Annotated in this window: 21 protein-coding genes and 2 pseudogenes; 10 read left to right on the top strand and 13 right to left on the bottom strand. The window is 65.9% G+C overall.

Going from position 1 to position 25259, the window contains the following annotated elements:
* Positions 1 to 30: 30 nt before the first annotated feature.
* The 3 genes and pseudogenes from ACKLLE_RS05660 to ACKLLE_RS05650 all read right to left on the bottom strand — a co-directional run.
* A complete protein-coding gene (locus ACKLLE_RS05660) occupies positions 31 to 489 on the bottom strand; it encodes a DUF3574 domain-containing protein (RefSeq protein WP_420057139.1) in 459 nt (152 codons plus the stop codon).
* 204 nt (positions 490 to 693) lie between these two features.
* A pseudogene (locus ACKLLE_RS05655) lies at positions 694 to 936 on the bottom strand (methyl-accepting chemotaxis protein); the annotation flags it as partial.
* 33 nt (positions 937 to 969) lie between these two features.
* Positions 970 to 1227: pseudogene (locus ACKLLE_RS05650) on the bottom strand (PAS domain-containing protein); the annotation flags it as partial.
* A 645-nt stretch (positions 1228 to 1872) separates the two neighbouring features.
* Here ACKLLE_RS05650 and ACKLLE_RS05645 point away from each other — a divergent pair.
* From ACKLLE_RS05645 to ACKLLE_RS05620, 6 genes are all read left to right on the top strand, one after another.
* Entirely contained in the window at positions 1873 to 3132 is a 1260-nt protein-coding gene (locus tag ACKLLE_RS05645; RefSeq protein WP_420057138.1) for an MFS transporter, read from the top strand.
* A complete protein-coding gene (locus ACKLLE_RS05640; RefSeq protein WP_420057137.1) occupies positions 3129 to 3803 on the top strand; it encodes a helix-turn-helix transcriptional regulator in 675 nt (224 codons plus the stop codon). Before ACKLLE_RS05645 ends, ACKLLE_RS05640 begins: the two co-directional genes overlap by 4 nt.
* A gap of 140 nt (positions 3804 to 3943) precedes the next feature.
* On the top strand, positions 3944 to 4315 hold the full coding sequence (locus ACKLLE_RS05635) for a GFA family protein (protein WP_420057136.1): 372 nt from the start codon (positions 3944 to 3946) through the stop codon (positions 4313 to 4315).
* A 138-nt stretch (positions 4316 to 4453) separates the two neighbouring features.
* Positions 4454 to 5272 (top strand): molybdenum cofactor biosynthesis F family protein, encoded by an 819-nt coding sequence (locus ACKLLE_RS05630; protein WP_420057135.1) that lies wholly within the window; start codon positions 4454 to 4456, stop codon positions 5270 to 5272.
* A complete protein-coding gene (locus ACKLLE_RS05625) occupies positions 5269 to 6048 on the top strand; it encodes an SDR family NAD(P)-dependent oxidoreductase (protein ID WP_420057134.1) in 780 nt (259 codons plus the stop codon). Before ACKLLE_RS05630 ends, ACKLLE_RS05625 begins: the two co-directional genes overlap by 4 nt.
* Before the next feature lie 278 nt (positions 6049 to 6326).
* Positions 6327 to 7655: an alginate export family protein gene (locus tag ACKLLE_RS05620; protein WP_420057133.1), complete on the top strand. Its 1329-nt coding sequence runs from the start codon at positions 6327 to 6329 to the stop codon at positions 7653 to 7655.
* 126 nt (positions 7656 to 7781) lie between these two features.
* On the opposite strand, the gene ACKLLE_RS05615 is transcribed toward ACKLLE_RS05620, so the two are convergent.
* The 8 genes from ACKLLE_RS05615 to ACKLLE_RS05580 all read right to left on the bottom strand — a co-directional run bounded on the left by ACKLLE_RS05615 (position 7782) and on the right by ACKLLE_RS05580 (position 15581).
* Complete coding sequence (locus ACKLLE_RS05615) at positions 7782 to 7973, bottom strand: hypothetical protein (protein ID WP_009407329.1); 192 nt, start codon at positions 7971 to 7973, stop codon at positions 7782 to 7784.
* 116 nt (positions 7974 to 8089) lie between these two features.
* On the bottom strand, positions 8090 to 8923 hold the full coding sequence (locus ACKLLE_RS05610) for an alpha/beta hydrolase (protein ID WP_420057131.1): 834 nt from the start codon (positions 8921 to 8923) through the stop codon (positions 8090 to 8092).
* A gap of 14 nt (positions 8924 to 8937) precedes the next feature.
* Positions 8938 to 11295 carry a TonB-dependent siderophore receptor gene (locus ACKLLE_RS05605; RefSeq protein ID WP_420057130.1) on the bottom strand — a complete coding sequence of 786 codons (2358 nt, stop codon included), beginning with the start codon at positions 11293 to 11295 and terminating at the stop codon, positions 8938 to 8940.
* A 77-nt stretch (positions 11296 to 11372) separates the two neighbouring features.
* Positions 11373 to 12272 (bottom strand): DUF4880 domain-containing protein, encoded by a 900-nt coding sequence (locus tag ACKLLE_RS05600; protein ID WP_420057128.1) that lies wholly within the window; start codon positions 12270 to 12272, stop codon positions 11373 to 11375.
* A complete protein-coding gene (locus tag ACKLLE_RS05595) occupies positions 12269 to 12787 on the bottom strand; it encodes a sigma-70 family RNA polymerase sigma factor (protein ID WP_420057127.1) in 519 nt (172 codons plus the stop codon). Before ACKLLE_RS05595 ends, ACKLLE_RS05600 begins: the two co-directional genes overlap by 4 nt.
* 264 nt (positions 12788 to 13051) lie before the next feature.
* The gene (gene yghU / locus ACKLLE_RS05590; RefSeq protein ID WP_420057126.1) at positions 13052 to 13891 is read right to left on the bottom strand and encodes a glutathione-dependent disulfide-bond oxidoreductase; all 840 of its coding nucleotides are present in this window, start codon (positions 13889 to 13891) and stop codon (positions 13052 to 13054) included.
* 78 nt (positions 13892 to 13969) lie between these two features.
* On the bottom strand, positions 13970 to 14509 hold the full coding sequence (locus ACKLLE_RS05585; RefSeq protein WP_420057125.1) for a methylated-DNA--[protein]-cysteine S-methyltransferase: 540 nt from the start codon (positions 14507 to 14509) through the stop codon (positions 13970 to 13972).
* Positions 14510 to 14657: 148 nt separating this feature from the next.
* Entirely contained in the window at positions 14658 to 15581 is a 924-nt protein-coding gene (locus ACKLLE_RS05580; protein WP_420057123.1) for a LysR family transcriptional regulator, read from the bottom strand.
* 114 nt (positions 15582 to 15695) lie between these two features.
* On the opposite strand from ACKLLE_RS05580, the gene araD1 reads away from it, so the two are divergent.
* The 4 genes from araD1 to ACKLLE_RS05560 all read left to right on the top strand — a co-directional run bounded on the left by araD1 (position 15696) and on the right by ACKLLE_RS05560 (position 21271).
* On the top strand, positions 15696 to 16694 hold the full coding sequence (gene araD1 / locus ACKLLE_RS05575) for an AraD1 family protein (RefSeq protein WP_420057121.1): 999 nt from the start codon (positions 15696 to 15698) through the stop codon (positions 16692 to 16694).
* A gap of 67 nt (positions 16695 to 16761) precedes the next feature.
* The gene (locus ACKLLE_RS05570; protein WP_420057120.1) at positions 16762 to 18081 is read left to right on the top strand and encodes an MFS transporter; all 1320 of its coding nucleotides are present in this window, start codon (positions 16762 to 16764) and stop codon (positions 18079 to 18081) included.
* A gap of 29 nt (positions 18082 to 18110) precedes the next feature.
* Complete coding sequence (locus tag ACKLLE_RS05565) at positions 18111 to 19664, top strand: UxaA family hydrolase (protein WP_009398886.1); 1554 nt, start codon at positions 18111 to 18113, stop codon at positions 19662 to 19664.
* Between the two features lie 29 nt (positions 19665 to 19693).
* Positions 19694 to 21271, top strand: coding sequence for an aldehyde dehydrogenase (NADP(+)) (locus ACKLLE_RS05560; RefSeq protein ID WP_420057119.1), 1578 nt, complete (start codon positions 19694 to 19696; stop codon positions 21269 to 21271).
* Between the two features lie 97 nt (positions 21272 to 21368).
* Here the strand turns inward: ACKLLE_RS05560 and ACKLLE_RS05555 are convergent, their stop codons facing one another.
* A complete protein-coding gene (locus tag ACKLLE_RS05555; protein WP_420057118.1) occupies positions 21369 to 23150 on the bottom strand; it encodes a thiamine pyrophosphate-requiring protein in 1782 nt (593 codons plus the stop codon).
* Between the two features lie 97 nt (positions 23151 to 23247).
* On the bottom strand, positions 23248 to 25200 hold the full coding sequence (locus ACKLLE_RS05550; RefSeq protein ID WP_420057117.1) for an ATP-binding protein: 1953 nt from the start codon (positions 25198 to 25200) through the stop codon (positions 23248 to 23250).
* Positions 25201 to 25259: the final 59 nt, after the last annotated feature.

The following is a 25259-nucleotide window of genomic DNA, read 5'->3' as shown; positions in this document are numbered from 1 at the left end:
GTCAGGGGACTTCGGTCCCCTGATGCTTTTTCAGAAGGAGACGTGGGCCGGCTGCGACAGGCGCAATACCGACAGGTCCCCGGTGATCCGCTTCCAGGCCAGGCGAATCGCCTCGATATCCTTGCCGGCCTGGGCGGTGTCGGCATGCAGGATCACGATCACCCGGGTGTCCAGGCGCTCCGGCTCCTTCGCCCCGTGATCCCGCCATTGCCCATAGGCGTTCAGCACGCTGAAGCCATCGGGGAAGCGCGGGGTCACTTCCTTATCGAGAAACGCGCGCCAGCGGGATTCGCTGATCAGATCCTTGCCACCGTCGATGCGGCCGAGGGCGAAATACAGTTCGGTACGCTGCCAGGCGGCCTGGGCAGGCCGGCTCGGATCGCCTTGCAACGTTGAACTTGCGGGGTGGGTCGTATGAACGGGAAGTTGGGTATTGGCACAGCCGGAAAGCGCAACCAGAACCGAGGCAAGAACAAGACGGCGAAACATGGAATATCCTTTTTCGAGTTATAGGCGAGGCACTATAGGAAGGAATATCCGGGGTTCAAAATAACCAATTAACAGATAGATATATTTATAGAAATACTGCAGACCCTGTGGGAGCGGGTTCACCCGCGATTGCGATATTGAATTCACTACCCTAATCGCGGGTGAACCCGCTCCCACAGGGTCTGCGTCAATCTACCGATCGCTTAGCATCGCCTGTATCTGCTGGGTCGCCTGCCGCGTACTCTCCGCCAGCTTCTTCACCTCCTCCGCCACCACCGAAAAGCCGCGCCCGACCTCCCCGGCCCGGGCTGCTTCGATCGCGGCATTCAGTGCCAGCAGGTTGGTCTGCTCGGCGATGCTCTTGATCACGCCCACCACCGTAGCGATCTGCGCGTAGGTGGTCTGGTTCTGCGCGAGCATCTGTTCGTGGCTGGCCTGGGCACTGCGTTCGTCGCTGATATCCCGCACCGCGCCGATCACACGCACCAGCACGCCCCTTTCGTCCCGTACCGCACAGCCGCGCTCGCGGCACCAGATGTAGCCGCGGGTCTTGTGGCGCATGCGGTACTCGAACACGTATTCGCCACTGGCCCCGGGCTTGAGGATCTCGCGGTCGAAGATCGCCATGATCTGCGGCAGGTCGTCGGGATGGGTGATGCCGACCTGGGCGTCCCAACCGTCCGGCAGCTCCGCAGGGCCGTAGCCCATCACCGCGCGGAACTGGTTGGAGATGCGCATATGGCTGTCCGGGTGTTGCAGATCGCCCTGGACCACCTTGATGTCCCAGGTGCCCTCGGTGATGGTGGATTCCAGTTGCGCCCAGATCGCCGCCTGCTGGCGGTGCGCCTCGAGCTGTCGTTCAAGGTCGGCGACACACGCCGCCAGGTCGCTGCAACGCTGTTCCAGGCGAACCAGCTCGGCCTCGGCACGCTGGCCCTGTTCCGTGGCCTGCTCGGCCTGCTGGCGCGACTCGCTGGCGAGGGCGTGTGCTTCGTCGAGCTGGCGCCGCTGCTGCTGACGCGCCACTGCCAGGTCGCGCAGGGCCGCGAGCACGGCCGGGTGTCGCTGCAGGTGCGGCGCGTCCATCCCGTCCCAAGGCTCCCCGTGGCCGACCCGCACCAGCAAGGACTCCAGCTCCCGCACCCAATGATCGTTCCTGAAAAACATCAGTGCCCACCGTCTGCCAGTGAAAAACAGCGAGTTGACCGGATTGTGCCGGCGCCGTCTTGCACCCGGGTGCCGGGCATTTGATCGTCGCTGCCAGGAATGTCGCGATCCTGGCAGGCAGACGCATGCCTTCGACAGGCTGGGTCAAGACGCCGCGCGCGCAAGCGGGTAAAGTCCGACAGGCCCATTCTTCCCTCGGCCATGGCGTGCGCGAACGTGAAAGTTGAGCAACAAACCCGCCCGAACCGCTGGCCCGCCGTGTTGCGGGCCCTGCATCATCGCAATTTCCGCCTGTACTTCGCCGGTCATGCGGTATCCACGCTCGGCACCTGGATGCAGACCGTGGCCCTGTCCTGGCTGGTCTATCGCCTGACCGGCTCGGCAGCGCTGCTGGGCATCACCACCTGCGCCACCCTGCTCCCACAGTTGCTGGTAGGCCCGATCGCCGGCGCCTGGATCGACCGCCACGACAAGCGCAGCCTGCTGATGAAGGTCGAAGCCCTGCTCGCGGCCCAGGCCCTGTTGCTGGCAGTGCTGACCGGCCTCGAGCTGATCACCCCGGGCCTGATCGTGACCCTGGCCGCCACCCTGGGGATCCTCAATGCGGTGGACACACCGTTGCGCCAGTCCTTGCTCAGCCGCCTGGTGGACGACCGCGCCGACCTGCCCAACGCCCTGGCCCTCAACGCCATGCTCTTCACTTGCTCGCGCTTCATCGGCCCGCCACTGGCCGGCCTGCTCCTGGCATTGACCGGAGAGGCGCTGTGCTTTGCCCTGAATGCACTGTCCTATGGCGGACTGATCCTCGGCCTGCAACTGATCCGCCTCGCGCCCGGGGAAAAGGCCAGCGGCAGCATGCGCCACATGTTCCGCGAGGGGCTCGACTACGTGCTGCACTCGCCGTCGTTGCGCAGCCTGATGCTCGGGGTGCTGATGGTCAACCTGACCGCGTCCACCTACGCCGTGCTGCTGCCGGTGTTCGTCCACGATATCTTCACCGGCGACGCGCGAACCCTGGGCTGGCTGTGGGGCGCCGCCGGGCTCGGCTCGCTGCTGTCTACCGTGCTGCTGGCCGGCCACCAGGGCACCGATCGCCTGCGCAGCCTGATCCTGTTCTCCGCCTGCGCCAGTGCCCTCGGCCTGCTGCTGTTCGCCAGCAGCCGCAGCCTGCCGCTGTCGCTGCTGGCGATGCTGATCCTCGGTTTCGGCGTGACCATCAACAACGTCGGCACCAATATCCTTCTGCAAGGCCAGGCCCCGGAAGCGCTGCGCGGTCGGGTGGTATCGATCTACACCTCGACCCGCTTCGGCTTCGACGCCATCGGCGGCCTGCTCGCCGGGATGCTCGCGGGCCATATCGGCGGGCCCTGGGCCATGGCGATCGCCGCAGCGCTGCTGAGCTTGTACTGCCTCTGGCAGCTAGCGTTGCGTACCCGTGGCGCACCTGAACCCACCTCCGAGGAACCGACGCCATGACCGACATGCTGCGTCAGCAACCGACCGAAGAGCTCGGCCGCTACTGCCTGCACGCGTTCAGCCAGCAAGTGCCGGCCAGCCTTGCCGCGTTCTATCGGGTGGACGAAGACCTGCTGGCCTGCGATTTCCAGCTGCTCGGCATGCAACCGCCGATGCACCGCCACTACCTCGAGCATTACCGTCACCTCGATCCGCTCAAGCCCGGTAACTGCAAGGCGATCGGCCTGCCGGTGGTGTCGCTGCGCCAGGGCCTGGCCCATCAGGATGCGGCGCTGGGCCGCGAATACCTGGGTTTCCTGCGCCAGCACAAGGTCGTGGATGTGGTGGAAGTCACGGCCTGGGTCGAAGGGCGGCTGACTGCCGGGATCTCCCTGTTGCGCGATGGCTCCCTGGGGGCGTTCAGGGTCGAGGAATTGGAGCGCCTGTTGCCGCTGCACGGCTTGATGCAGATGGCGGCGCGGCAGTTGCCGGCCCCTGTGCCAGACCGGCTGGCCGGGTTGACGCCAAGGGAGCGGGAGATTGCCCTGCTGCTGCGCGACGGAGCCTGCAACAAGACCCTGGCGCGGCAACTGGAGCTGGGTTTGCCGACGGTTAAGACCCACCTGATCAACCTGTTTCGCAAGGTGGGAGTGAGGAACAGGACGGAGTTGGTGGGGGTGTTGTTCCTGTAGGATCGCAAGGGCTAAGCGGGCCCCGTGGGAGCGGGTTCACCCGCGATGAAGATGGTTAATTCACTACTGCAATCGCGGGTAAACCCGCTCCCACAAGGTCCCTGCTACATTCACACCGGCCAATGTTCAAAGGACTGCCCATGCCCACCACCTACCAAGGCGGCTGCCTCTGCGGCTTCATCCGCTACAGCGCCCAAGGCCCCGCCGAGAAGCCCCACACCTGCTCCTGTCGCAACTGCCAGCAGCACAGCGGCGCCCTCACCGCGCTCTGGGTCGAATTCCCCCGGGACCGAGTCGAATGGACCGGCCCAGGCGGCGCCCCTGCCCTCTACCGCTCCTCGGATTATTCCAGCCGCGCCTTCTGCCCGCGCTGTGGCAGCTCCCTCGGTGCAGTGGACGACGAGCCGGTGATTGCCCTGCTGGTCGGCGGCTTCGACGACCCGACCGCCCCGGAGCTCGAGCCCGAATACCACGCCTTCGAAGACTGCCAGCCCGCCTGGTGGCATACCTGACCACTGCGCAACACATAGGGGGGTCAGGGTAGATCCGCTACCAACGCCATGCCGCCACCTCAACCATCCGGTTGATACCCCCCGACCGCCCTGCCCGGCACTATCACGGCTCCAATCAACAACAACGAGCCACCTCCCATGACCACCCATACCGACTGGATCTCCGTAGGCGCCCTGGCCGACGGTTTCGCCCCTGAAGCCTTCATCCTGCCGCAACTGGCCGAACTGGCCGGGCAGCGCATGACCCTCAATTTCGCCAATGGCTGGTCCATCGAACACCGCTTCGACGCCGAACAACTGCACTGGCACGCCGCCGACGGTCACTCCAGCGGCAGCGCACCCTACCGCGCCACCTCGGTGCGCACGGGGATAGTGCTGGTGGACTTCCTCAAGACCGAGAACGGCCAGACCTGGTCGGTTTCCCTGGTACTCGACACCCTGAGCCAGTCGTTCACCGCAGTTATCGGCAGCATGCCGGAGGCCGAGGAAACCCGGGAAGGCATGTTCCACCGCGCCCTGGCCGGTAAGCCGCTGACCTGCGTCGACGCGCAATTCCTCCACGGCACCCTTGACCGCCCCTGGCAGGACGGCGCCTGCCCGCATGCACCGACCGCCGAACTGGTGGGTATCCGCAACCTGTATCGCTACAGCCCGACCGAGGAATACGAGCACATCTACCTCAACGAGAACTTCTATACCTGGCAGTGCCTCAAGGGCGTCGAGCAAGGCCTGTGCGACACCGACCGCTGCCACTACTACAAGATCGCCGACGAGCTGTACCTGTTCGTCTGGCGTGAAAAGATCATCCCGACCCTGGGCCTGGTGATGATCGACCTGCGCGCCCACCGCAGCGACGGCAAGATCTTCGGCCATGCCGAGGGCGGCTTCGAGGCGTTCAGCAACTTCCCGGTGGCGTCGTACTGCAGCCTGATCAACACCACGGTCCACGACAAATGAGCCGCACCGTGCTGGTGACCGGTGCCGGCAGCGGCATCGGCGAAGCCTGCGCGCGGCGCCTGGCGGCGGCCGGCGACCAGTTGGTGCTGGTTGGCCGGCGCCGCGAGGCGCTTGAACGGGTGGCGGACGGCAGCAACGCCCTGGTGCTGGCCGGCGATGCCGCCGACAGCGCCACCTGGCACGGCTTCGTCGAGCAGATCCGCGCCCGCTTCGGCGGCCTCGATGCGCTGGTCTGCTGTGCCGGCGGGCATGGCCTGGGGACGGCGCTGGACAGCGACGACGCGGCCTGGGAAGCGGCCATGCGCAGCAACCTGCACAGCGCCTTCCACAGCGCCCGTGCCTGCTTGCCCTTACTCATCGAACGGCGCGGCAGCATCGTCCTGCTTGGCTCCATCGCCTCCCTCGCGGCAGGCCCCGGTGTATGCGGCTACACCACCGCCAAGCATGCGCTGGTGGGGCTCAATCGCTCCCTGGCGCGGGATTTCGGGCCGCAGGGGGTGCGGGTCAATTGCGTCTGTCCGGGCTGGGTGCGTACGCCGATGGCCGATGCCGAGATGCAGCCGTTGATGGATCGTTACAACGAAGACCTCGACGCCGCCTATGCCCGGGTCACCGCCAATGTGCCGCTACGCCGCCCGGCCACGGCGGACGAGATCGCCGCGTTGTGCCAGTTCCTGATCGGTAGCGAGGCGTCGATCATTACCGGGGCGGTGATTGCAGCCGATGGGGGATCGACCATCGTCGATGTGCCGACGCTGGCCTTGCAGGGTATTTGAGATCGGTCGCTGGTGAGCTGGCTTGGGTCTTTGGCCTTTGGGGGCTGGTGCTGGTGCTGGATATGTGTGTTGATCCGTTTGCTCGGGCGATCCTGAGTCACCCCGGCAAATGGATCAACACCCGATATCCAGCACCAGCCCCAACCCAAAGACAGTTGCTCCCAAAGCCTTGGAACTGGCCATTACGGTCAAGAGCACTGGCAGCCACGAACAAGACTTGCCCCGCCACCCGGCGCCCTAATAGCCCCTGATCTGCCAACAAGAACCGGGGAGCATTCATGAACAAGCAACACCGCCTGTTACCACTGGCCCGGGCCGTCGGCCTGAGCCTTGTCACCCTGGCCGCGGCCCAGCCGGCCCTGGCCTACGAGCTGTACGCCGACGACGACACTCACCTCAACGCCGATATGCTCGCGGTGTACGGCATGTTCAACAGCCGCAAGAACTACGACGGCACCCGCGGCGGCTCGACCTGGCGCGAAGGCTTCATCAAGTACGGCGTCAGCGGCGACCAGGGCCTGGGTGGCAACGGCACGCTGTACGGCACTTTCAACCTGGTCAGCTCGGCGACCTGGGGTGATGGCGACGCGGCAGGCAATACCGACGGCTCCGAACGCACGACCAAGATCGAGGATGCTTTCCTGGGCTGGCGCTCGGGCGATCTGTTCCCGGCCTTTGGCAAGGATGGCGTGGACTTCTCCGCAGGACGCCAGGTGGTCAAGCTCGGCAGCGGCTTCCTGATCAACGACGACGGCCCCAACCTTGGCAAGGGCCCGGCCGACGGTGCACTGAACCGTGGCGGCGCCTACTACCTGGCGGCCCGTCATGCCTTCGACCGCACCGCGGTGCTGAAACTCGGAGGCCAGGACGGGCTGCACGGTAGCGTGGTCTGGCTGAAGTCCGACAACCGCGCCCAGGCCGAAACCGAACTGGCTGCGGGCACCCTGGACTACACCGCCGACGTCGGCACCCTGGGCCTGACCTGGGTACATGGCCTCGACGTGGTCGACCAATGGGCCAGCGAGTTCCAGAAAGAACGCGAGAACATGGACGTCTACAGCCTGCGCGGCGAAGGCAACGGCGGCATCGAGAATGCCAGCTTCGCCTTCGAATACGCCTGGCAGGACAAGGACGCAGGCCCGGAAAAAGCCTGGTACGCGGAGGCAGGCTATACCTTCGCCGATGTCGCCTGGTCGCCCAAGGTCACCTACCGCTACACCCGTTATTCCCAGGGCTGGGATTCGCTGTTCACCGGCCTGAGCACCGGCTACGGCACCTGGTTCCAGGGTGAAGTGGCCGCCAACTACTCCGGCCCGTTCAACAGCAACACCGGCATCCACCATGTCGGCCTGAAGGCCACGCCGCTGGAAAATCTCACCGTCGGCGCGCTGTATTTCGACTTCAATACCCTGAGGACCCGCGACACCCTTAACCTCGATGCCCGCGAGCTGGATTTCTATGTCGAATGGGCGGTCAACGAGCACCTGATCGTCAGCCCGCTGATCGGCCTGTACCAGCCGAAGAAGGATGAGACGAACGGGGGGAATCAGGTGGGCGGGAACGGGACCAATGTGTATAGCCAGTTGACCGTGGCGGTACCGTTCTAACAACATCCAAAGCGCAACGCGGACCCTGTGGGAGCGGGTTTACCCGCGATTGCTATAGTGACTTCACTACAGCAATCGCGGGTAAACCCGCTCCCACAAGGTCCGCGTTGAGTCAACGAGTGATATTCAACCATCCGCCTTCTTGTCAGCCTTGTCCTGCTTCACCACCTGCTGCTCCTTGTCCCGGTCACCCCACAGCCGGTCCTGCTCGGCCTGGAACCTGGCCTGGAAATCCTGGATCCGCTGCATGCCATCAGCCGCCTGTGCCGTCCCGGCCAGCGCCGACACCAAACCCGCCACCGCCATTACCTTGAGCATCCGCATCACACACCTCGAACGTTTTCGGACGCCCAGGGAAAGGGGTCCTGTTGCTGGCCAGTCTATGCAGGTGCAGCTAACGCCAAGGTGAGGCGCGGATGACAATCGTGAAAGGTTCAGTAGCGCCGCGTACTCATCAACTCGTCCAGCACCCGGTTCGGCACGCGGAACGGAATCGCCGCGTGATCCTCGCCCGCCTCGATCTGCAGGTCGCTGCGCAGTCCGTACTGCGAGAGGTTTTCCAGACGCAATTGCAGCGAGCGTACATCCTGGATCTCCTGGGGCATTTCCCGGTCGCCGACGCTCAGGCTCAGGCTGCGGTGGATCAGGTCCAGCTTGCCGGCATGGGCCTTGGCGGTGAAGGCCCGTTCATGGGCCAGCAGGAAACGATCCTGCCACCACAGGCTCGGGCTGATCGCAACGTAGTGCTGGAACAGCCCGGGCCGGGTGAACAGGGTGTAGATGGCGAACATCCCGCCGAACGAGTGGCCGACCAGGCTGCGCTGGTCCTGGTCGACCTTGAAGCGTTCGTTGACCCTGGGCATCAGGCGCTTCTCGATGAAGTCGAGAAACACGTCCTGCCCGCCCTGTGGCGGCTTGTTGCGCTCGGCCGGGGCCGGCGGCGACAGGTCATAGGCGCGGCGCACGAAATCCAGCGGGGTGTCGCTCGGATAGCCGATCCCCACCAGCACCGCCCCGCGCAGCCGGTCCTGGGCACGCTTGGCGGCATGGAAGGCCGGGAAGTAGGCATTGCCGTCGAGCAGGTAGATCACCGGGTAGCCGCCGGTCCAGGGCACATCACCCTCGGGCAGGCTGACCATGATGCGGTATTCGCGGCCTTCGGCACTGTGCATCGTCCATTGTTCGGTGCCATCCAGGGTCACCGGTTCAGCCCGGGCCAGACCACTGAACAGCAGCACCGCAAGGCTCATCATCCAGTTACGCAGCATATGTTTTCCCCTCGTTACCAGCGATAGCTGAGGCTGGTGACCACGCTGCGCGCTTCACCACGGTAGCAGTAGCCGTCCTGGCAATTGATGAAGCGCTCGTCGAACAGGTTGCGGGCATTGACGCCCACCCGCACGCCGTCCAGTCCACCACCGAAGTCGTAGTGCACGCCGGCATCGACCAGGGTGTAGCCCTCGTTCTTCACCCGGTTGGCGGCATCTCCATAGGTGCTGCCGGTATAGCGAGCGCCGCCGGATATGCCGAAGCCGAACGGCAGCCTGTAGTCCAGCCACAGCGAGGCCAGGTGGCGCGGCACGTTCTTCGGCACCTTGCCCTGGTCGCCGTTGTTGCCCTTGGTCACCTCCGCGTCGTTGAAGGCATAGCTGGCAGTCAGGCGCAGGCGGTCGTTGACGTCCGATACCGCTTCCAACTCGAGCCCGCGGGACACCTGCTCGCCGGTCTGCAGGTTGTTCAGCGGGTTGACCAGGTCGCGGGTCTGCACGTTGCTCTGGGTCAGGTGGTACAGCGAGGCGGTGAGCAGGGTGCTGCTGCCTGGCGGCTGGTATTTCACCCCGACTTCATACTGCTTGCCCTCGGTAGGCTTGTACGGCTGGCCGCTGGCGTTCACGCCGCTGACCGGCAGGAACGAGGTGGCGAAGCTGGCATAGGGTGCCACGCCGTTATCGAACAGATAGAGCACGCCGAGCTGGCCGGTGGTGGCCGAATCGCTGGTGGTGCTGTTGATGTCGGTCAGGTTGTCGTCGCGCCGTACATGCACCCAGTCGCGGCGCAGGCCGGCGGACAGCCGCCACTGGTCGAGCTCGATCTGGTCCTGAACGTAGGCGCCCATGCGATGCTCCAGGCCATCCTGGTCGGCCAGCGGCGAAGTCGGCCTGGCTACCGGCTGGTGGTAATCCGGGTTCCAGCGATCGAGGGTGGGCGCCGGGCCCATGGCGTAGAGCAACGAGGTGTCCAGCCAGGCATAGTCGACGCCGCTGACCAGGGTGTGGTGCAGGTTGCCGGTGGAGAAGCGGCTGACCAGGCGTGTGTCGGTGGACAGCGAGTTCATGTCCTCGTACACGCCCACCGCATAGCGGTCGAGGATATGCCCGGCGGTGATCGAGGTCGGCTGCAGGTACTGGTTGGTGGTGCTGACCTGGCCGTAGCGCAGGTTCTGCTGGAGGCTGAAGGTTTCGTTGAAGGCGTGCTCGAACTCGTAGCCGAAGGTCCACTGGCGCTGGTGCAGCTTGTCGAAGTATTCGTCGCCCTGCCAGAAATGGGTCAGGTGGTCGCCTTCCTGGAGCATCATCGGCGAAGCGGCGGTCTGCCGCTCCTGGTATTGCGCCAGCAGGGTCAGGCTGGTGTCCGGGTCGATCTGCCAGCTCAGGGACGGCGCCAGCAGGCGCGAGTCGTTGTCCATCTGCTCGACCGAATAGCCGGAATCGCGGTACAGGCCAACGCTGCGGAACAGCACGTCACCCGCCTCGTCCAGCTGACCGCCGATATCGAACTGGCCTTGCCGGTGGTCATAGCTGCCGGCCTGAACCTGCACTTCATTCCTGGCCAGCAGGCTCGGGCGCTTGCTGACCCGGTTGACCATGCCGCCGGGGCTGATCTGGCCGTAGAGCACCGAGGCCGGGCCCTTGAGTATTTCGATGCGCTCCAGCGCGTAGGCTTCGGTGGAATACAGCGACAGCCAGCCGCTGCCGGGCTGGCGCAGGCCATCGAGGAAGTCGGCGGCGATGGTGGTCTCGAAGCCGCGCACCTGGATATTGTCGAAGCGCGGGTCCAGGCCCGAACTGCCGACCCGCACCCCGGCACTGTAGGCTACGGCATCCTCGACCTTGTTGACCTTGCGGTCGTTGATCTGCTCGGCGGTGACCACGCTGATGCTCTGCGCGGTCTCCAGGATGGGCCGGTCGCTCTTGGTCGCACTGCTGGCATTGCTGGCGAAATAACCCGGCACCGGGGCGAAGGCGCTCTGCACCGAGGTGCTTTCGATGCTGGTTGGCGCCAACTGCAGGCCAGCTTCGCCATCGCGCAGTACCACATAACCGGAGGCGGTCTTGCGCGCGACCAGGCCGCTGCCCGCGAGCAGCCGGTTCAGGCCCTCCTCCAATGAGCCGCCACCGCCGAGGCCGGAAGTGCTCAGGCCACGCACGTCATCGGGGGCGAACGACAGGGTGATCCCGGAGCGCTCGGCGAAACTGCTCAGGGCCTGGGCCAGCGGGCCGGCAGCCACGGCCGGGGCGACCGGGTTTTCGGCCCGGGCCGGCAAGTTGGCGACAGCGCTGCCCAGGGCCAGCGCCAGGCACACGGCGCGGGACAGGAAACGGGGCTGCGAGGGAATCGATGGAGGGCTTGGGCGGCGCATTCAGGGATCCAATAAGGGAAGTGATAGCCCATAACCGGACGAGTCCATGAAGTCCGACAAAAAATTCTGCCCGGCCGCTATGCCGGCACTACCCGCACCCACCAGCGGGTGCGCTCCACCACTTTCACTGGCAGCAGATGGCTGATGTTGTCCAGCAGCGAGGCCGGCTCATCCAGGCGGAAAACGCCGGACAGGCGCAGGTCGGCAATTCGCTCGTCGCAGCCCAGCCAGCCGTGTCGATAGCGCCCGGCCTCGGCGAGGAACTCACCCAATGGCATATCGTTGACCACCAGCAGCCCACGGCTCCAGGCGAACGGATCGAGGCGGCTCTTGCCCAGCTCCGTCAGCGCCGACGCCGACGCCCCCAGCCCCTCGCCCGCCTGCAAGCGGCGCTGGCCGACCGGCGACGTCACCAGCACCTCGCCGCGATCGACGCGGATCTCGCTGTAGCCATCGCGCTCGCGCAGCGCCACCCGGGCCTCACGGCCGCTGCATTCGGCGAAGCGGCAGCGCGCCTGCCAACGCGCACCGTCCACCAGCACCTCGCCGGAGCGCAGCAACAGCTCACCGCCCTGCACGTCCACCGAGCTGTCGCCGTTGAGGGTGACCTGGGTACCGTTGCCCAGTTCGATCTGCCGGCGCTCGCCGAGGCCGGTGACATAGCCGGGATGCCAGGTCGGTGGCGCGCTCACTGTCGCCAGCGCGGTACCTCCAGCGACCAGCCCGAGCATCTTCAGCATGCGTCGCCGGCTGAGGTCGGCCGAGGCGCGCTGGAGCAACGGGATACTCTGCTCGGCCCGCGGCAACTGACTAGCCTGGAACATCCCGGCCATCTGCTGCAGGCGTTGCCAGGCCAGTTGATGACGAGGGTCGCGGCGCAACCATTCATTGAACGGGGCCTGCAGTTCGGGGTTGCCGCGCAGGCGCATCTGCCAGTCGATGGCGGCACGCACCACGTTTTCCGGCAGGCGACTCATGATGGCGTCTCGAAGCACAGGCGGTAGCAGTGCAGCAGGGCATGGGCGACATGCCGCTCCACGGTACGGCTGGACACCCCCAGTTGCTCGGCGATCCGGGTGTAGGTCAGGCCGCCGAGCTGGTACAGCAGGAAGGCTTCGCGCACCGCCGGCTTCAGGCCTTCGAGCATCTGCGCGATGCGCTCCAGGCACTGCAGGGCTTCATGGCGGACTTCCGGCGAGGGGTGGCAGGCTTGCGGCAGATGGGACAGGGTTTCGAGGTAGGCACGTTCCAGGGCATCGCGACGCCAGTGATCGATCACCAGGCCACGGGCAATACGCGCCAGCAGGGCCCGGGGCGAACGGTTGGTCACCGGCTGGTTGCGCACCAGCAAGCGCACGAACGTATCCTGGGCCAGGTCGGCGGCCTGCTGCGAACAGCCGACCGAACGCCGCAGCCAACCGTTGAGCCAGCCGTGGTGGGTGCCGTAGAGCACGTCGAAAGGAACGATGGAATCCGCTTCATGCAGCGACATGGCACCCCCTCCGGAGCCAGAACGGCTGAAATACGGGGGCACATTAATAGCGAATCATTCTTATTTCAATATGAAATTAGGCAAGCCCGAAAGGACAACGCGCACATTGTATGAGCGGGTTTGCTGCCATATGGGTGGAGCACGCAGACCTTGAGAAACCGGTTTTTGGGACCGCTAGCGCGGTCCTTCGCAGGCAAGCCAGCTCCTACAGGGCTTTGGGCAGGCCCAAAAAACCTGGCCCACGCCCCTGGAACCACCGGCAGTTCAGTCGAAATCACTCGCCGCATGCCGCTCCGGCAAACGTTCCGATTCCTCGCCCCAGGTCCGGTTGACCCGTGCCCCGCGCTTGACCGCCGGACGCTCGGCGATCTCGTTGGCCCAGCGCAGTACATGGGTGTAGCTGGGCGCATCGAGGAATTCCGCCGCGCCGTAGACCTTGTTGCGCAGCATCTCGCCAAACCACGGCCAGCAGGCCATGTCGGCAATGCTGTATTCGTCCCCGGCGACATAGCGGTGTTCCGCCAACTGTCGGTCCAGCACGTCGAGCAGGCGCTTGACCTCCATGGTGTAGCGGTTGATCGGGTATTCGAACTTCTCCGGCGCATAGGCGAAGAAATGCCCGAAACCGCCGCCGACGAACCCGGCGCCGCTCATCTGCCAGAACAGCCAGTTCAGGCATTCGGCGCGCTTGGCCGGGTCCTTGGGGATGAAGGCGCCGAAAGAGTCGGCGAGGTACAGCAGGATCGAGCCCGACTCGAACAGGCGCACAGGCGGGTTCTGGCGGGTGTCCAGCAGGGCCGGGATCTTCGAGTTGGGATTGAGTTCGACAAAGCCGCTGCCGAACTGGTCGCCTTCGCCGATGCGGATCAGCCAGGCGTCGTACTCGGCATCCTTGAAGCCGGCGGCGAGCAGCTCTTCGAGCATGATCCCGACCTTGACGCCGTTGGGCGTGGCCAGGGAATACAACTGCAGCGGATGGCGGCCCCGGGGCAATTCACGCTCGTGGGTCGGGCCGGCGATCGGGCGGTTGATATTGGCGAACTGGCCACCGCTGGCCTTGTCCCAGGTCCAGACCCTGGGCGGGGTGTAAGGGGTGTCTGACATGAAAAGCCCTCCTCGACGGATCGTTTGCAGGTCCTTGGTTCGGCAGCGCATGGCCGCCACGGGTTCAGTTTTCGCCGCCTACAGCGCCGTACCGCGGCGCGGCGTGTAGAACAGCGAGGACAACGCACCTTCGTGCTCCAGCAGGTGGATCTTCTTTTCGATGCCCCCGGCGTAGCCGGTCAGGCTGCCATCGCTGCCGATCACCCGATGGCACGGAATGATGATGGATATCGGGTTATGCCCCACTGCCCCGCCCACGGCCTGGCTGGACATGCTCGCCAGGCCGCTGCGCAGGGCCACGGCCTTGGCGATCTCGCCGTAGGTGGTGGTGCCGCCGTAGGGTATTTCACAGAGCAGGGCCCACACGGCCTTGCGGAAATCGCTGCCGATCGGGGCCATGGGAAGGTCGGCGACGGCGGGCTGGCGGCCGGCGAAGTACTGGTCGAGCCAGTCGCGCACTTCGCGGAAGAACGGCAGGTTGTCGTTGGGCTCAAGGGTGCCGGGAGCACTGCCGCCGAAGTACTTCTGGCCGACCATCCACAGGCCCAGCAGATGGCTGTCGCTGGCGGCCAGTTGCAGGGTGCCGACGGGGGACGGGTAGAGGGTGGAATAGTACATGGGGCTGTCCTGGATCCGGGGGGAAGTCTTTAACATGGCATCCGCTGTGTTCTCAAGGGCCCTATCGCTGGCAAGCCAGCCCCACAGCTCATCCGCGGCGCCGCTGAAACCTGTGGGAGCTGGCTTGCCAGCGATGATGCCCCCGAGGTCAACGGTCAATCATGAGGATATCCACCAGCACCCGCCCCGGCCCGCTCAGTTCCACCCCGCGCCGCGTCACCACCTCGTACGGCTCGCTGCGCGATCTCAATTGCAACGGCAACTGCACCAGCATCCCGTGCTCCACCGCCACCCGCGCCACGTCCCAGGGCATCACCGCCAGCAGGCCCGGGTCCTGGCGCAACAAGGACAAGGTGGTGAAGGTCGAGGAGGTTTCGATCGGGTACTGCGGGAAATTCAGCCCCGCCTCGCGAAACTCCCGCTCCAGGGTCAGGCGCATCGGCATGTTCACCGGGAACACCACCCAGCGCGAATCCGCCAGTTGCGCCAGGTCGAGCTGCTCGCTACCGGCCAGGGCGTGCTCCGGGTTGGCCACCAGCACCAGTCGCTCCTGGTGCCGGACCCGGCTGTCATAGGCATCCGGCCGCCGGCTGACGCTGGTCCGGCAGATCACCACATCCAGGCGCCCTTGGTCGAGCAGGCTGAGCAGGCGGTCGCTGGTGTCCTCGACCACGGTCACCGACAGGTCCGGCTGCTCCTCGCGCAGCCGTGCCAGCCCCTCGACCAGCATCGGCACCGCGCCCATGATGGTGCCCACCGACAGCCGCCCGCCGTGCCCCTGCATGATCCCGAGCATTTCCTCACGCAAATGGGCCAGGTCGGTGCTGATCAGCCGCGCGTAGCGCACCACGCAGCGCCCAAGGTCGTTGGCCTCCAGGCCCTTGCTGGTACGCTCGAACAGCACCGCGCCCAGGGTCGATTCGATCTCGTTGAGGGCCTTGGTCGCTCCTGGCTGGGTGATCGACATGGCGTCGGCCGCCTTGTGGATCGAGCCCAGTTCGTCGAGACAGATCAGCAGGCGCAGTTGCCGCAGGCGCAGGCGCGAGGCCATGGAACTCAAGGATGGCAGCACGGGGGATCACCAAAAGTTATCACAGGGTCAATAGCTGTCATTAGGCAGCATCGTCCGGGAATTTTAAAGTGGCCCCAGCGATCCTCCACAAGAACACACAATCATGGAGCCCCCATGCGTCTGATCCAATTCGAAACCGCAACCGCCCGGCGCCACGTGGGCGTGGTCGAGGGCGACCTGATCCAGCCGGTCCGCGCAACCAGCCATATGCGCGAACTGGCCCTGGCCGCGATTCGCAACCAGCGCAGCCTCACGGCCGAGGTGCTGGCCCGGGGCCTGGATGACGTTACTGAAAGTTATTCCGTGGCCCTGGACGAGTGCCGGGTCCTGCCGCCGCTGGACCACGAGGATCCGGCCCACTGCCTGGTCAGCGGCACCGGCCTGACCCACCTGGGCAGCGCTTCGACCCGGGACAAGATGCACCAGCAGAAGATCGACGATGCCGCTGCCCTGACCGATACCGCGCGCATGTTCCAGTGGGGCATCGAGGGCGGTCGTCCGGCGGCCGGCAGCGTCGGCGCCCAGCCGGAGTGGTTCTACAAGGGCGACGGCTCCACCGTGGTCCGCCCCGGCCAGGCATTGCGCAGCCCGGCCTTCGCCGAAGACGCTGGCGAGGAACCGGAACTGGCCGGCCTCTACGTGATCGCCGATGATGGCCAGCCATACCGCCTGGGCTTCGCCATCGGCAACGAGTTTTCCGACCATGTGATGGAACGCCGCAGCTACCTGTACCTGGCCCATTCGAAACTGCGCAATTGCGCCTACGGCCCGGAGCTGCGGGTGGGCGAACTGCCGCGCCATCTCGAAGGCGTGAGCCGGATCCGCCGTGGCGACAAGGTACTGTGGGAAAAACCTTTCCTCAGCGGCGAGGACAACATGTGCCACTCGCTGGAGAACCTCGAGTACCACCATTTCAAGTACCCGCAGTTCCTGCGCCCGGGCGACGTGCATATCCATTTCTTCGGCACCGCCACCCTGTCCTTTGCCGACCAGGTCAGGACCGAGCCGGGCGATGTGTTCGAAATCAGCCTGGCCGAGTTCGGCGCGCCGCTGCGCAATACCGTGGGCCAGGCCGCCGAACCGCTGGCACCGGGCGCCGTGCAGGCCCTCTGAACCCGACCCACCCGGCGCAGGGAGGCGCCACCCGGCATTTCATAACAAACATAAGAGTGAGATGAGCATGAAGAACAGCCCCTTCCCGGCGGCGCCCTCGCCCGCCCTCGCCGGCGCCGACAGCACACGTCCGAGCAACGTGCGCTGGCGCATCTTCCTGATCCTGCTGTTGCTGGCGGCGATCAACTACATCGACCGCGCTTCGCTGTCGGTGGCCCTGCCATTGATTTCCGCCGAGTTCGAACTGACTCCGGCCCTGGAAGGCCTGATCCTCAGCGCGTTCTTCTGGTCCTACGCGTTGATGCAGATTCCCAGCGGCATGCTTCTGGACCGCTTCCAGGTGCGCAATATCGTCGGCGTCGCCACCGTCGGCTGGGGCGCTTTCCAGGCCCTTGGCGGCTTCGCCCATAACTGGATCACCCTGCTGATCACCCGGGTCGGCCTGGGCGTGGCCGAGTCGCCGATCATGCCGGCCGGGGCCAAGCTCAACGGCTCCTGGCTGACACCCAACGAACGCGGGCGCGGTGCCACCCTGGTTGACGGCGGCGCACCGCTGGGCACCGCCTTCGGGGCGATCATCATCGCCGGGCTGATCACCTGGTTCGACTCCTGGCGCATCGCCTTCATCATTGCCGGCGTCGGCACCGTGGTGGTCGGCGTCTGGGCCTGGTGGTACATCCGCAACCACCCCAGCGAACACCCGCTGGTGAACAAGGCCGAGCTGGACTACATCACCCAGGCCAACGACGCCGCGAGCACGACCGGCGGCAACCGCAAGGCGGTGCTCAAGGAACTGCTGAAAAGCCGCTCGGTACTGTGCATGTTCGCCGGCTATGCCTGCTACAACAGCGTGTTCTACGGCCTGCTGACCTGGATGCCGAGCTACCTGCACCAGAGCCACAACCTGGATATCAAGGCCATGGGCGGGGCGACCTTCCTGATCTTCATGTGCGGCTTCGTCGGCGAGCTGGTCGGCGGCTGGATCGCCGATAAATGGCGGACCAACGGCGGCCAGCCGAACACCGTGATGCGCAGCATGTTCGCCGGCTCCGCCGCGGTCGCCGCCCTGTGCATCCTGCTGGTGGCCTACACCCCGGATGCCGCGCGGGTGATCGCCCTGCTCTGCGTGGCGCTGTTCTTCATCCGCTGGTGCGGCATGTACTGGTGCCTGCCGGCCATTCTCGGCGGCAAGTCCAAGGCCGGCGTGCTGGGTGGCAGCATGAACTTCTGCGGCAACATGGTCGGGGTGATCGTGCCGATCCTGATCGGCCTGATCGTGCAGTTCACCGGCTCCTATTTCCTGGCCCTGATTTTCTTCGTGGTCATGGCCTTCGGCCTGATGCTGTTCTCCGGCCTGATCGACTATCGCGAGCGTGGGCTGGCCTGAGCCCGCGCTGTTATCCGAGGTAAACCGTCATGCAACTGATTACAACAACGGGCAGCGAACGCGCTGCCCTGGCCGTGATCCGGCTCAACCCGCTGGACGATGTGCTGATCGCCCGCCAGCCGCTGACCGAAGGCCTGGAACTGCCCGAAGGCATCCGCGTGCGCGAGCCGGTACCGGCCGGGCACAAGATCGCCGCCCGGGACATAGCCGTGGGCGAGCCGCTGCGCCGCTACGGGCAGATCATCGGCTTTGCCAGCCAGGCCATCGGCGTCGGCCAGCATGTCCACGTGCATAACCTGGCCATGGGCGACTTCAGTCGCGACTACGCGTTCGGCGTCGATGCCAAGGGCGTGCAGACGCCCGTCGAGGACAGCTTCATGGGCATCGTCCGCGCCGATGGCCGGGTCGCCACGCGAAACTATATCGGCATCCTGACGTCGGTGAACTGTTCGGCCACCGTGGCCCGGGCCATCGCCGACCATTTCCGCCGCGATATCCATCCCGAGGCGCTGGCCGACTACCCCAATGTCGATGGCGTGGTCGCCCTGACCCACGGCGTCGGTTGCGCCGTGGACCCGGGTGGCGAGGCCCTGGCGATGCTCCAGCGCACCCTGGGCGGCTACGCGGTGCACGCCAATTTCCACTCGGTGCTGATGATCGGCCTGGGCTGCGAGACCAACCAGATCCCCGACCTGCTCGCGGCCCAGGGCCTGGAAAGCTGCAATACCCTGCGCACCTTCACCATCCAGGGCACCGGCGGCACCTCGAAAACCATCGCCAGCGGCATCGCCCAGGTCAAGTCGCTGCTGGCCGAGGCCAATGCGGTGCAGCGCGAACCGGTCAGCGTCCGCCACCTCACCGTCGGCCTGCAATGCGGCGGCTCCGATGGCTATTCCGGGATCACCGCCAACCCGGCGCTGGGCAATGCGGTGGACCGCCTGGTGGCGGCCGGCGGCACCGCGATCCTCTCGGAAACCCCGGAGATCTATGGTGCCGAGCACCTGCTGACCCGTCGTGCGGTCAGCCAGGCCGTGGGCGAGAAACTCATCGCCCGCATCCAGTGGTGGGAGGCCTACTGCCAGCGCATGGGCGCCGAGCTGAACAACAACCCGTCCGCCGGCAACAAGGCCGGCGGCCTGACCACCATCCTGGAAAAGTCCCTCGGCGCCGTGGCCAAGGCCGGCTCCAGTGACCTGGTGGATGTCTACCAATACGCCGAACCGGTACGCGCCCATGGCCTGGTGTTCATGGACACCCCCGGCTATGACCCGATCTCCGCCACCGGCCAGGTTGCCGGTGGCGCCAACCTGATCGCCTTCACCACCGGGCGCGGCTCGGCCTACGGTTGCGCGCCCTCGCCGTCGATCAAGCTGGCGACCAATACCCGCCTGTGGGAAACCCAGGAGGAAGACATGGACGTGAATTGCGGCGGCATCGCCGACGGCAGCATGACCATCGAAGAACGCGGCGAGCACATCTACCGCCTGATGCTGGCGATCGCCTCGGGCCAACGCAGCAAGAGCGAGCAGCACGGCTACGGACAGAACGAGTTCGTGCCGTGGCAGATCGGCGCCATCACCTGATTTTCCGTTTTACCGCTTAGGAGCAACCCATGATCCTCGGTCACAACTACATTGGCGGACAGCGCTCGGCGCAGGGCGATATCCGCCTGCAGAGCCTCGACGCCAGCACCGGCGAAGCCCTGCCTGGCGAGTTCTGCCAGGCCACCGAGGCGGAGGTCGATGCAGCGGCGCGCGCAGCTGCGGCAGCCTTCCCGGCCTATCGCAACCTGACGCCGGAGCGGCGTGCGCAGTTCCTCGATGCCATCGCCGACGAACTGGACGCCCTGGACGATGCCTTCGTCGCCATGGTCTGCCGCGAAACCGCCCTGCCCGCCGCACGTATCCAGGGCGAGCGCGGACGTACCAGCGGGCAGATGCGCCTGTTCGCCAAGGTGCTGCGCCGCGGTGATTTCCTCGGTGCGCGGATCGACCGCGCCCTGCCCGATCGCCAGCCGCTGCCGCGCGTGGACCTGCGGCAGATGCGCATCGGTATCGGCCCGGTTGCCGTGTTCGGTGCCAGCAACTTCCCCCTGGCCTTCTCTACCGCCGGCGGCGATACCGCCGCGGCGCTGGCGGCGGGATGCCCGGTGGTGGTCAAGGCCCACAGCGGCCATATGGCCACCGCCGAAGCGGTGGCCGATGCCATCCTCCGCGCGGCGGAGCGCACCGGCATGCCGGCCGGTGTCTTCAACATGGTCTACGGCGGAGGGGTTGGCGAATGGCTGGTCAAGCACGCGGCGATCCAGGCCGTGGGCTTTACCGGCTCGCTGCGCGGCGGCAACGCCCTGTGCCGCCTGGCCGCCGAACGGCCACAGCCGATCCCGGTGTTCGCCGAGATGTCCAGCATCAACCCGGTGATCCTGTTGCCGGACGCGCTGCGCACCCGCGGCGACACCCTCGCTCGGGAACTGGCAGCCTCGGTGACCCTCGGCTGCGGGCAGTTCTGTACCAATCCGGGACTGATCATCGGCCTGCGCTCGGCGCAGTTCACTGCGTTCGTCGAGCAGCTCAAGGTGCAGATGGCCGAACAGCCGGCGCAGACCATGCTCAATCGCGGCACCCTGGCCAGCTATCGCAAGGGGCTGGAGCATTTGCACGGGCATCCCGGCGTGCGTCATCTGGCCGGGGCCGCGCAGGGCGACGGGCAAGCGCAGCCGCAGCTGTTCGCGGCGAATGTGCGATTGTTGCTGGAGGGCGATGAACTGCTGCAGGAAGAAGTATTCGGGCCGGCAACCGTGGTGATCGAAGTCGAGGACACCGCGCAACTGCGCGCAGCGATCCAGGCGCTGCGCGGGCAACTGACGGCGACATTGATCGGCGAGCCGGACGAGCTGCTGGCCCATGCCTGGCTGGGTGAACTGTTGCAGGAAAAGGTCGGGCGGGTACTGGTCAATGGCTACCCGACCGGGGTCGAAGTCTGCGATGCCATGGTCCATGGAGGGCCCTATCCGGCGACCTCCGATAGCCGCGGAACGTCGGTGGGAACGCTGGCGATCGAGCGCTTCCTGCGGCCGGTGTGCTTCCAGAATTATCCGGATGCCTTGTTGCCCGAGGCGCTGAGGGATGGAAATCCGCTGGAAGTGTTGCGATTGGTGGATGGGGTGTTCAGTCGGGAGCGCCTGGTCTGATGATGCTCTGTTGATTTTCAGGGCCTCATCGCCGGCAACGCCGGCTCCCACACCTGTGGGAGCCGGCGTTGCCGGCGATGAGGCCCTCGTACTCACCTCACTTCTTCGGCAAGACACTGCTCACCAACTGCCTCGCCGTCTGCCGGATCACCCCTACGCCATCCGGATCCCCCTGCAACAGCGCCCCGGCGAACTGCCGGGCCTGCTTGAGGTTGATGTGCGGCGGCAACGGCGGAACATCCGGGTCGGTGCGAAACTCGATGAGCACCGGCACATCGCTGGCCAGCGCCTGCTCCCAGGCCGGGGCCACGTCTTCCTCGCGCTCGACGCAGATACCTTTCAAGCCAATGGAAATGGCGAACAGGTGATACGGCACATCCGGTATCGCCTGGCTCGCCACGTACTTCGGATCACCCTCCATCACCCGCTGCTCCCAGGTCACCTGGTTCAGGTCCTGGTTATTGAACACGGCACAGATCCAGCGCCCGTTGCCCCACTGGCGCCAGTACTTGGCGACCGTGATCAGCTCGGCGAGGTTGTTCATCTGCATCGCGCCATCTCCCACCAGCGCCACCACCGCCTGCTGCGGATGGGCGAACTTGGCGGCAATGGCGTAAGGCACCGCGGCCCCCATCGAGGCCAGCCCGCCGGACAGCGAGCAGCGCATGCCCGGACGGATCCGCAGGTCGCGGGCGAACCAGTTGGCGCAGGAACCGGAGTCGCTGGTGACGATCGAGTGGTCCGGCAGGCGCGGCGATAGTTCATACACCACGCGCTGCGGATTGACCGGGTCGGCCTTGCTCAGCGCACGCTTCTCCAGCTTGCTGTCCCAGGCCTTGCGCCAGCCCTCGATCTTCTTGCGCCAGCGCCGTTCGCCCTTCTGCTCGATCAGCGGCAGCAGCGCATCGAGGGTGTCGGCAGCATCGCCCACCAGGTTGATTTCCATCGGGTAACGCAGGCCGAGCATGTTCGGCTCGATATCGATCTGCACGCCCCGGGCCTGGCCTTCCTTGGGCAGGAATTCGGCATAGGGGAAGCCCGACCCGATCATCAGCAAGGTGTCGCATTCGTTCATCAGCTTCAGGCTCGGCTCGGTGCCGAGCAGACCGATGCAACCGGTGACCCAGGGCAGGTCATCGGACAGGACGGCCTTGCCCAGCAGCGCCTTGGCAACCCCTGCACCGAGCTTGTCGGCCAGTTGCCTGACCTGCTCGCTGGCCCCCAGGGCACCGGCGCCGACCAGGATGGCGACCTTGCTTCCCTCGTTAAGCAGCTTCGCCGCAGCCGCCAGGTCGTCTTCCCGCGGCAGGACCCGCGGCCGACGGTAGCCAAGGCCGGAATGCAGGGTGCCATGGGCGCGGGCCGGCTCTTCATAAGGCAATTCCTGCAGGTCGTTGGGCAGGATCAACGCCGTCACCTTGCGCTCGCCCACTGCGGTGCGCACCGCACGATCCAGCAGATGGCGCACCTGGGACGGCGCCGACGCCTGCTGGACGAACGCCCCGGCCACATCCTTGAACAGCGACACCAGGTCGACTTCCTGCTGGTAATGCCCGCCCAGCGCGGTACGGGCCTGCTGGCCGCAGATGGCGAGGACCGGCATATGGTCCAGGCGCGCGTCGTACAGCCCGGTGACCAGGTGCGATGCGCCGGGCCCCGAGGTGGCGATGCACACCCCCAGCTCCCCGGTGAACTTGGCGTGGGCGCTGGCCATGAAGGCGGCCATTTCCTCGTGGCGGCACTGCACGAACTCGATCTTGCCGGAGCGCCGCAGCGCCCCGAACACGCCGTTGATGCCATCGCCGGGGTAGCCGAAGATGCGCTTCACACCCCATTGGCTGAGCCGTTCCACGAGAAAGTCGCCTACGGTGCTGGACATGTACTGCCTCCTTTATCGTTCGGGTCGGTAAAGGTTGGGACAGGAGGCGTTCGGCAGGTGTTCAGATTGTTTGACCCGGGCGTGAAACGCCAGGACATCAGCCGCTGCCCAGCAAACGGGCCAGGCTCCTGGCCAGCTCCAGCCGCCGGAACGGCTTGCGCAACACTTCGAACTCATGCAATGCCTGGGGTGGCAGGTTGGCGTAGCCGGTGATGATCAACACCGGCAGGTCCGCCCGCCATTGGCGCAGGTCGTGGGCGAAGCGGCTGCCGGTTTCATCGGCCATGATCTGGTCGGTCACCAGGATATCCAGCTCCAGCCCCGCCTCGATCAGGCGCCGCGCCTGGGCCGGGCCGTCGGCTTCGGTGACCTTGTAGCCGAGATCGCGCAGTTGCAATGCCGTGGCGTTGCGGACCATTTCCTCGTCATCCACCAGCAGCACACGGTTCAGGTGCCGGGCCATGGGCACCGCGTCACCGAACTCGTCCTGCCCCTCCTGCTCCACCGTTCCCACCGGCAGCCAAAGCGTCACCTCGGTACCACGCCCCGGCCAGGAGCGGACCTCCATGCCGCCACCGGATTGCCCGGCCAGCCCTTGGACCATGGACAGGCCCAGCCCGGTCCCGCGGCCTACGCCCTTGGTGGAGAAAAACGGCTCGGCGCAACGGCGCAGCACATCGGCACTCATGCCACAGCCGCTGTCGCTGACCTTGAGCCACAACTGTTGCCCGCGTACGCCCTCCGGCGGCTCGCCCGGCCCGGCGGAAATCCGCAGGCGCCCCCCCTGCTCCATGGCATCCCGGGCATTGACCACCAGATTGAGCAACGCCAGTTCCAGTTGATGCGGATCGACCACCACGGTCGGCAGGTATTCGTCGACCTCGACCTCGAACTGTATGGTCGGCCCCAGGGAGTGGGCAATCAGCTCGTGCATTTCCGCCACCAGGCTTGCCAGCGCCACGGTCTGCGGGGTCAGGGTCTGGCGCCGGGCGAAGCTGAGCAGGCGCCCCACCAGGTTGCGCGCCCGCTCCGCCGCCTGCAATGCGCCCTGGGTCAGGCGCGCGGTGCGTTGCAGGTCATCGGGGCGGCGCTGGATCAACTCCAGCGAGGCAATGATCGGCGTGAGCATATTGTTGAAATCGTGAGCGATACCGCCGCTGAGCTGGCCGACCATCTCCATCTTGCGCGCTTCATGCAGCTCGACGATGGCCGCCTCTCGCTCGGCAAGGATGGCGCCGACCCGCTCCTCCAGGCTTTCATTCAGAGCCTTCATCTCGGCGAAGGCCGCCTGCAGGTCACGTTGCGCGCGGGCATGGCTCATGGCATCCCAGGTCTGCCGGGCACACTCCTCTACCAGCAGGCATTCGTCCTCGCACAGTACCCGGGGCCGGGCGAACTCCACACTGAGCATGGCCTGCAGTTCACCCGCCCGCAGCACCGGCACCTGCAGGCTGGCCGGAACGGAAAAGCGCGCGGGGTCCTCGTCGAAGCACACGCAGGAGGCGTCCAGTTCCTGCTGCAAACGGCGGGTCGCATGGTCGCGGATCGCCTCGGCGTCGTCGAGCCCGCGCAGGACCTCGCCGAGTTCCAGGAGAAAAGCCTGGCGCCGCTGGAACTGCACGCGCCGTGTGGTCTCGGTGACGATGCACAACACCCCGCCCACGCTGCCGTCACTCTCGCGCACTGCCGAATAGGACACATCGAACCAGGCCGTCTCGCCGAAGCCGCTGCGTTCGATATAGAACGGCCGGTCGGTGGCGGAGAAGGTCTGGCCGGTTTCGCGCACGCCGCGCAACAGCGGCTCGAGGTCGTCCCATAGCTCGCTCCAGTGTTCGATGGCAGGGCGGCCAAGGGCGTGGGGATGCTTGGCACCGATGGTCGGCACGTAGGCTTCGTTATACAGGGCCACGTACTGCGGCCCCCAGAACAGCACGATCTGCGCCTTGGCCGGGAGCATCAGGCTCATGGTCGCTTGCAGCCCCGCCGACCAGGCGTGCGGAGGACCCAGCGGCGAGCTTCGCCAATCCAGCGTCTGCAATAGATCACTCATGATGCCGCCATTGTCGATAAAGCCTGGCGAAAGCGTGGTGCAACCGTCCAAAGGGTTGC

The organism is Pseudomonas bharatica, from assembly GCF_048586865.1.
GTDB classification, from domain to species: Bacteria; Pseudomonadota; Gammaproteobacteria; order Pseudomonadales; family Pseudomonadaceae; genus Aquipseudomonas; species Aquipseudomonas bharatica.
This window is presented reverse-complemented; position numbering and strand designations above follow the sequence as displayed.

Excerpts from the sequence above, each read along its gene's own strand:
- ACKLLE_RS05660 (WP_420057139.1), bottom strand. The coding sequence starts at position 489 with ATGTTTCGCCGTCTTGTTCTTGCCTCGGTTCTGGTTGCGCTTTCCGGC.
- ACKLLE_RS05640 (WP_420057137.1), top strand. The coding sequence starts at position 3,129 with ATGACCGACATGCTGCGTCAGCAACCGACCGAAGAGCTCGGCCGCTAC.
- ACKLLE_RS05635 (WP_420057136.1), top strand. The coding sequence starts at position 3,944 with ATGCCCACCACCTACCAAGGCGGCTGCCTCTGCGGCTTCATCCGCTAC.
- ACKLLE_RS05630 (WP_420057135.1), top strand. The coding sequence starts at position 4,454 with ATGACCACCCATACCGACTGGATCTCCGTAGGCGCCCTGGCCGACGGT.
- ACKLLE_RS05625 (WP_420057134.1), top strand. The coding sequence starts at position 5,269 with ATGAGCCGCACCGTGCTGGTGACCGGTGCCGGCAGCGGCATCGGCGAA.
- ACKLLE_RS05620 (WP_420057133.1), top strand. The coding sequence starts at position 6,327 with ATGAACAAGCAACACCGCCTGTTACCACTGGCCCGGGCCGTCGGCCTG.
- ACKLLE_RS05615 (WP_009407329.1), bottom strand. The coding sequence starts at position 7,973 with ATGCTCAAGGTAATGGCGGTGGCGGGTTTGGTGTCGGCGCTGGCCGGG.
- ACKLLE_RS05610 (WP_420057131.1), bottom strand. The coding sequence starts at position 8,923 with ATGCTGCGTAACTGGATGATGAGCCTTGCGGTGCTGCTGTTCAGTGGT.
- ACKLLE_RS05605 (WP_420057130.1), bottom strand. The coding sequence starts at position 11,295 with ATGCGCCGCCCAAGCCCTCCATCGATTCCCTCGCAGCCCCGTTTCCTG.
- ACKLLE_RS05600 (WP_420057128.1), bottom strand. The coding sequence starts at position 12,272 with ATGAGTCGCCTGCCGGAAAACGTGGTGCGTGCCGCCATCGACTGGCAG.
- ACKLLE_RS05595 (WP_420057127.1), bottom strand. The coding sequence starts at position 12,787 with ATGTCGCTGCATGAAGCGGATTCCATCGTTCCTTTCGACGTGCTCTAC.
- yghU (WP_420057126.1), bottom strand. The coding sequence starts at position 13,891 with ATGTCAGACACCCCTTACACCCCGCCCAGGGTCTGGACCTGGGACAAG.
- ACKLLE_RS05585 (WP_420057125.1), bottom strand. The coding sequence starts at position 14,509 with ATGTACTATTCCACCCTCTACCCGTCCCCCGTCGGCACCCTGCAACTG.
- araD1 (WP_420057121.1), top strand. The coding sequence starts at position 15,696 with ATGCGTCTGATCCAATTCGAAACCGCAACCGCCCGGCGCCACGTGGGC.
- ACKLLE_RS05570 (WP_420057120.1), top strand. The coding sequence starts at position 16,762 with ATGAAGAACAGCCCCTTCCCGGCGGCGCCCTCGCCCGCCCTCGCCGGC.
- ACKLLE_RS05565 (WP_009398886.1), top strand. The coding sequence starts at position 18,111 with ATGCAACTGATTACAACAACGGGCAGCGAACGCGCTGCCCTGGCCGTG.
- ACKLLE_RS05560 (WP_420057119.1), top strand. The coding sequence starts at position 19,694 with ATGATCCTCGGTCACAACTACATTGGCGGACAGCGCTCGGCGCAGGGC.
- ACKLLE_RS05555 (WP_420057118.1), bottom strand. The coding sequence starts at position 23,150 with ATGTCCAGCACCGTAGGCGACTTTCTCGTGGAACGGCTCAGCCAATGG.
- ACKLLE_RS05550 (WP_420057117.1), bottom strand. The coding sequence starts at position 25,200 with ATGAGTGATCTATTGCAGACGCTGGATTGGCGAAGCTCGCCGCTGGGT.